This window comes from Pseudoxanthomonas sp. LjRoot204_2 (assembly GCF_056175765.1).
The window spans coordinates 1-2,981 of record NZ_JBGFFG010000407.1; the positions used below are offsets into that span (position 1 = coordinate 1).

The window sequence follows — 2,981 nt, forward strand, 5'->3', positions numbered from 1 at the left end:
AAGTAGGCACTGGTCGATGCGGTGTTCTGGAACGCCACCGTCCGCCCCTTCAGGTCGGTCAGGCGCTCAAGTCCGCTGTCGCGCCGGACGAAGAACACGCCGTGGTAGCGGYTGACGCCACCCCGCTCGGTGAGCAGCAACGGCCGCGCGCCGGCGCGCTCCTGCAGCCGCATGCCGGTACCCGCCGTCTCGGTGACCCAGTCCACCCGGCCGCGGCGCAGGTAGCTGGTCATCTGCTGCGCGTCGCGCGCCATCAGGATGCGGCCTTCGGTGATGCCGACATCGCGCATGCGCGGGACCACATAGTCCAGCAGCGGCTTCAGCTGTTCGTAGTGCGCCTTCGGATCGTCGCTGATGCGGCCGAGGACCAGGACGCGCTCATCGCCCGCGGCGTTGGCCGGGACGATGGTGGCGGGGAGCAGGGCTGCGCCGATCGCGGCCAGCGCCAGGCTGAACCAGGTTGTACGCAACGATAGGCGCCCGCCAGAACGATGGCGGCAGCCTATCGGAAAACGTGAGCTCAAGACAGTGATCCGGTCCCGCGATCGCCCGCCAGTCGGGCCATGCGCTGCGCGTCGGCCAGGATGCCGCGCAGCAGGCGCACCTCCTGCTCGTTCAGGTCGGCCTTGGCGAACAGGCGGCGCAGCTTGCGCATCGCCGAATCGGGTGTGCGCCCCTTGTGGAAATCGATCGCGTCCAGCGTGTCGCCCAACTGGCCGAAGAACCCCTCCATGTGGGCATGGCTGGCGGGCACATCGTCCGGGTGACGCGGTTCCGCAGGCGTCGGCACCGCGCCTTCCAGCAAGGCGAGCCTGAGCTCGTAGGCCAGGACCTGCACGGCGGCCGCCAGGTTCAACGAGCTGTAGGCGGGATTGGCCGGGATGTGCACGGCGGCATGGCAGAGCTGCAGCTCCTCGTTGCTCAGGCCGGTACGCTCGCGACCGAACACCAGCGCCACTTCGCCGCCTTCGGAGGCCCGGCCGACCGCGAGCGCGGCGGCCTGCCGCGGCGCGTGCTCCTCGAGCTGCACGCGGCGGCTGCGCGCGGTGCACCCCAGGACCAGGTGGCAATCCGCCACGGCCTCGGCCAACGTGGCCACGACGGGGGCATCGCCGAGCAGGTCATCGGCGCCGGCGGCGCGCCGGTAAGCCTCTTCGGCCGGATAGTCCTCGGGGGCCACCAGCACAAGCCGGGCGAGGCCCATCGTCTTCAGTGCGCGCGCGGCGGCGCCGATGTTGCCGGGGTGCTGGGTGCCGACCAGCACGACGCGCAGGCGGGCGGCCGTGGCCGGGGAGACGGAATCGGGAACGGAAACGGGCGTGTTCATGGAGGCAAATGGTAAACTGCGCGGGCCGGCCACTGCGCCGTGCTGCTCTTTTCCACTCGTTTGCCCCACCCCACGCCTGTCCGAGGTTCGTTCGCATGCAGAAGCCCGTCGTCACCGTCATGACCAAGGCCGCCCGCCTGGCAGGCAACGTGCTGTTGCGCAGCATCAACAAGCTGGATGCGCTGAACGTGGTGCAGAAGGAGCGGATGGACTACGCAAGCGAAGTCGATGCCGATGCCGAGAAGGTCATCATCAAGGAGCTGCGCCGGGCCTACCCGGATTACGGCTTCGTCGGCGAGGAAAGCGGCGCCCAGATCAACGGCCGCTACACCTTCGTGATCGACCCGCTCGATGGCACCAGCAACTACCTGCGCGGCTTCCCGCATTACTGCGTGTCCATCGCGCTGGTGGACAACGGCGAACCCACCGATGCGGTGATCTTCGATCCGCTGCGCAACGACCTGTTCACCGCCAGCCGCGGCGCCGGCGCCCAGCTCAACGAGCGCCGCATCCGCGTGGCCGACCGCAAGGACCTGGCCGGCACCGTCATCACCACCGGCTTCCCCCCGCGCGAGCGCGCCCGTGCCGGTGCGCAGCTGGAATGCGTGCGCGAGTTGCTGGTGCACGCCGAGGACATCCGCCGTACCGGCTCGGCCGCGCTCGACCTGGCCTACGTGGCCTGCGGTCGCGTCGATGCCTACTTCGAGGCCGGCRTGAAGGACTGGGACATCGCGGCCGGCGTGCTGCTGGTGCGCGAAGCCGGTGGCAAGGTCTGCGACTTCCGTGGCGCCGCGCTCGGCAAGATCGACGGACGAACCGCCCTGCCCCGCCAGATCGTGGCCGGCAACCTCAAGGTGGCCGAAGCGCTGCAGAAGACGATCGTCTCGTCGGGTTACGCGGCTTCGTTCAACGGCTGATCGCCTGCTTGTACCTGTAGGAGCGACCTGAGTCGCGACCGGAAACCGGAACATGCGGGAAGCGTCGGCCAAGCGTTCGCCTGACCTGATCGACCGTCGCCGGACCATGTGATCCTTTCGATCTGGCCGTGCGGTCGCGACTGACGTCGCTCCTACAGAAGTCGCCCAAAGAAAAGGCCACGCATTGCGTGGCCTTTTTCGTACCTGAACGACGCCGCTTACGGGCGACGCGCCAGCAACGCTTCGTCCTTGGCCTTCGGCATCAGGTCCTGCTTGGTGACCTTCAGGAAGCCGAGGGTCAGCAACGGGCAGGCCACGAAGATCGAGGAGACCGTGCCGATCACGATGCCGATCATCTGCGAGATCGCCATGCCTTCCAGCGAGCCGCCGCCATACAGGTACAGCGCCAGCACCGTCAGGAACGCGACGAACGAGGTGATGATCGTGCGGGACAGGGTCTGGTTGACCGAGCGGTTCAGCACTTCGACCGGCTCCACGCGCAGGCTGCGGAAGTTCTCGCGCACGCGGTCGAACACGACGATGGTGTCGTTGATCGAGAAGCCCATCACCGACAGCAGGCCGGCCAGGATGGTCAGGTCGAACTCGCGGCCGGTCAGCGCGAAGAAGCCGGCGCAGATCAGCACGTCGTGCAGGGTGGTGACGATGGCCGCCACGGCGAACTTCCATTCGAAGCGCGCGGCGATGTAGATCAGGAACCCCACCACCACGAACAGCAG

At 68.0% G+C, this 2,981-nt stretch carries 4 protein-coding genes; 1 reads left to right on the top strand and 3 read right to left on the bottom strand.

Going from position 1 to position 2,981, the window contains the following annotated elements; all coding sequences use genetic code 11:
• Both AC04L7_RS15590 and AC04L7_RS15595 read right to left on the bottom strand, forming a co-directional pair.
• Positions 1 to 434 (bottom strand): phosphate/phosphite/phosphonate ABC transporter substrate-binding protein (locus AC04L7_RS15590; RefSeq protein ID WP_475513364.1); only part of this gene is annotated, 434 nt, incomplete at its 3' end.
• An 86-nt stretch (positions 435 to 520) separates the two neighbouring features.
• Positions 521 to 1,327, bottom strand: coding sequence for an RNA methyltransferase (locus tag AC04L7_RS15595; protein WP_435999790.1), 807 nt, complete (start codon positions 1,325 to 1,327; stop codon positions 521 to 523).
• Between the two features lie 95 nt (positions 1,328 to 1,422).
• On the opposite strand from AC04L7_RS15595, the gene AC04L7_RS15600 reads away from it, so the two are divergent.
• Complete coding sequence (locus tag AC04L7_RS15600; protein WP_475513362.1) at positions 1,423 to 2,244, top strand: inositol monophosphatase family protein; 822 nt, start codon at positions 1,423 to 1,425, stop codon at positions 2,242 to 2,244.
• 218 nt (positions 2,245 to 2,462) lie between these two features.
• Here the strand turns inward: AC04L7_RS15600 and secF are convergent.
• The coding region (secF, locus tag AC04L7_RS15605) for a protein translocase subunit SecF (protein WP_475513363.1) at positions 2,463 to 2,981 on the bottom strand (519 nt) is incomplete at its 5' end.